Source organism: Embleya sp. NPDC059213, from assembly GCF_042754445.1.
Taxonomy (GTDB): domain Bacteria; phylum Actinomycetota; class Actinomycetes; order Streptomycetales; family Streptomycetaceae; genus Embleya.
Genome location: NZ_JBHZAV010000382.1, coordinates 1 through 2,626 on the forward strand (window position 1 = coordinate 1; position 2,626 = coordinate 2,626).

2 protein-coding genes and 1 pseudogene are annotated in these 2,626 nt (G+C 72.9%); all 3 read left to right on the top strand.

Translation table 11 applies throughout. The features are described 5' to 3' along the window. Positions 1-598, top strand: a 598-nt coding sequence (locus tag ACFXMF_RS47385; protein WP_380021310.1) for a plasmid mobilization protein, incomplete at its 5' end; no start/stop codon positions are given. Further along, the gene (locus ACFXMF_RS47390) at positions 595-2,316 is read left to right on the top strand and encodes a mobilization protein (protein WP_379992827.1); all 1,722 of its coding nucleotides are present in this window, start codon (positions 595-597) and stop codon (positions 2,314-2,316) included. The genes ACFXMF_RS47385 and ACFXMF_RS47390, both read left to right, overlap by 4 nt. Positions 2,317-2,436: 120 nt before the next feature. Further along, positions 2,437-2,626, top strand: a pseudogene (locus tag ACFXMF_RS47395) (hypothetical protein); the annotation flags it as partial.

A 2,626-nucleotide genomic window follows, 5' to 3' on the forward strand; every position in this document is an offset into this window, starting at 1 on the left:
CCTCGGCGGGGCGAGCAAGCAAGGCGTGGGACCGTCCGTCGGCCGGTCCCACGCGTGTGCGCCGACCCCCGAGGGCGGGGACGGCGCACACGGGCCGCAGCGCCGGGGGGCGCGACGGGAGGGGGAACCGCCTCACGCCGTCGCCGACATGCCGCAGCACGCGCCCGTCGACGCCTTCGCCACCGTGCCCGCCAAGCCGCGCATCCGCAAGCGCAAGAAGATCCAGCGCAGGCCCGTGAGCGTGCGCCTGTCCGTCTCCGAGCGCGCCGAACTCCAAGAGGCCGCCAGTAGCGAGCGCCACACCCTCGCCCGGTACATCGCCGACGCCGCCCTCGCCCGGGCCCGCGCCACCGGCTTCCGGGTCGACGGCGCGGACGACGCCCTCCTCGACGAACTCGTCCGCACCCGGACCGCCCTGGTCCGTCAGGGCACCTTGTTCAACCAGGTCGCCCACCGCCTCAACGCGGGCGGATCGACCCGCCCCGAGGACACCGCCCTGGCCGCCGCGGTCGCCGACGGGATCGACCACTGCGGTCGGGTCGTCGAACGGGTCGAGGCGGCGACCGACCTGCGCCTGGGACGAACGGCCACCCGATGATCGTGAAGATCAGGAACGGGCGCAGAACCCGGGGAGTACTGCATTACCTCTTCGGCCCCGGTGGGAGCGCCAGCCCTCACAGCGGTCAGCACATCGTCGCCTCCTGGGAGGGTTTCCTCCCGGAACCCGGACACCTGACCCCCGGCTCGCCCGAGCACAACGCCGTCCTGACCCGCCTGGCCCGTCTGATGGACGTGCGCGTGGACCAGGCCGGGGCCAACGCGCCCGACAAGCATGTGTGGCACTGCTCGCTGCGCAACCACGCCCGGGACCGGACCCTGACCGACCAGGAGTGGGCCCAGGCGGCCCGCCGCGTGGTCGCCGCGGCCGGCATCGCGCCCGAGGGCGACCCGGACGGGTGCCGCTGGGTCGCCGTCCGCCACGCCGACGACCACATCCACATCGTCGCCACCCTCGTGCGAGCCGACCTGCGTCGCCCGGACAACTACCGGGACGTCTTCCGCGCCGCCGCGGAATGCGCCCTCATTGAACAGGAATGGGGTCTGACCCGTGTCGACCGGTCCGACCGCACCGCCGCCCAACGCCCCACCGACGCCGAGCGCCTCAAGGCCGAACGACGAGGACGGACCACGACCTCACGCGAGCACCTGCGGGAGAGGGTGCACACCGCCATCGCCGCGGCCTCGAACGAGGCGGAGTTCTTCGCCGCCCTCGAAGGACTCGGCGTGGAAGTCAGGAAACGCATCCTGCCCTCGGGCGAAGTCGGCGGCTACAGCGTCGCTATGCCCGACGACACCAACGCCGACGGCGACCTCGTCTGGTTCGGCGGCACCAGACTCGCCCCCGACCTGTCCCTGCCCAGGATCCGCGCCCGCTTCCACCCCGCTGCCCACCGCGACCCTTCCACCGCCGAACCCTGGCATCGGGCGGCCACCACCCTCGACGCCCTCCCCGGACACCTTCGCCACGGCGAGGACGAAGCGGCGGCCGGGCAACTCTCCGCATTGGGCGAGGCGTTCGCCGCCATGGTCATCGTCACCACCGGTCCCACCCGCATCGAGGTTCGGCGAGCCTCGATCGCGTTCGAACGCGCCACCCGCTCCCGCGTCCGGGCCAATCAACGCGCCGGAGACCAGCTGCGTGCCGCCGCCCGCGACCTCCTGTGGGCCGGCCGCGGCGAACAGGACGGCGGAGCGATCGCCATGATCCTGTGCGCCCTCGTCCTGGCCGCACTCGCCGCCACCCACTGGCACCGGGCCCGCAACCACCACCAACAGGCCGCCGCAGCCCACCAGGCCCTGACCCACCTCCAAGCCGCATACCGCCACACCACCACGCCACGCCCCACGACCACACGCGCAACCCGACCCGGTACCCCGCCCGCAGCGCGCGACCAGGAAACGCCCCCGGCCACGCCCGAAGTCATGGCGGCTCTGCGGCAGGTCCTGCCGGAGCACGCCGACCGCATCGTGGCCGACCCCGCTTGGCCCGCCCTGAACACCGCGCTCACCCACGCCACCCGCACCGGCAAAGCACCGGCCACCGTCATCCTCGAAGCCGCCGGGCAACGCGAACTCGACACCGCCGCCTCACCTGCCGAAGTCCTCACCTGGCGCATCCGCCGCCAACTCCACCAACCCACCGCCCGACACCGAGCCGCCACCACCCGCAGCACCACACGCGCGACCACCACACCAACCCGACCCACCACCACACCGGTCCACCGCACCACGGAGGAACACCACCGCAGACGCTGACCACACACCCACCAAGGGTGTCATGACCTGCACGAACGCGCTCCCAGGCAGGTCGCCGAACACGATGGACTTCTACGCCCGGTCGGGGGCATGGTGTGGTCCCCGACCGGAGAGGAACCCGTGCACGAACCCCACCCGGAACTCCCGCAGGCCCCGAACCTGCACCCCATGCCCCAACCCGGCACCTACGACCAAGACGCCCTCGTGGTGTGCACCGAGCACCCCGACGAACTCCGCGTCACCGGCATCCCCGTACGCTGCCCCGCCTGCGACGCCCGCCGCGACTGGCTCCTCGTCCACCACCAAGGCC

Coding starts and splice junctions, on each gene's coding strand:
- ACFXMF_RS47390 (WP_379992827.1), top strand. CDS start 595: ATGATCGTGAAGATCAGGAACGGGCGCAGAACCCGGGGAGTACTGCAT.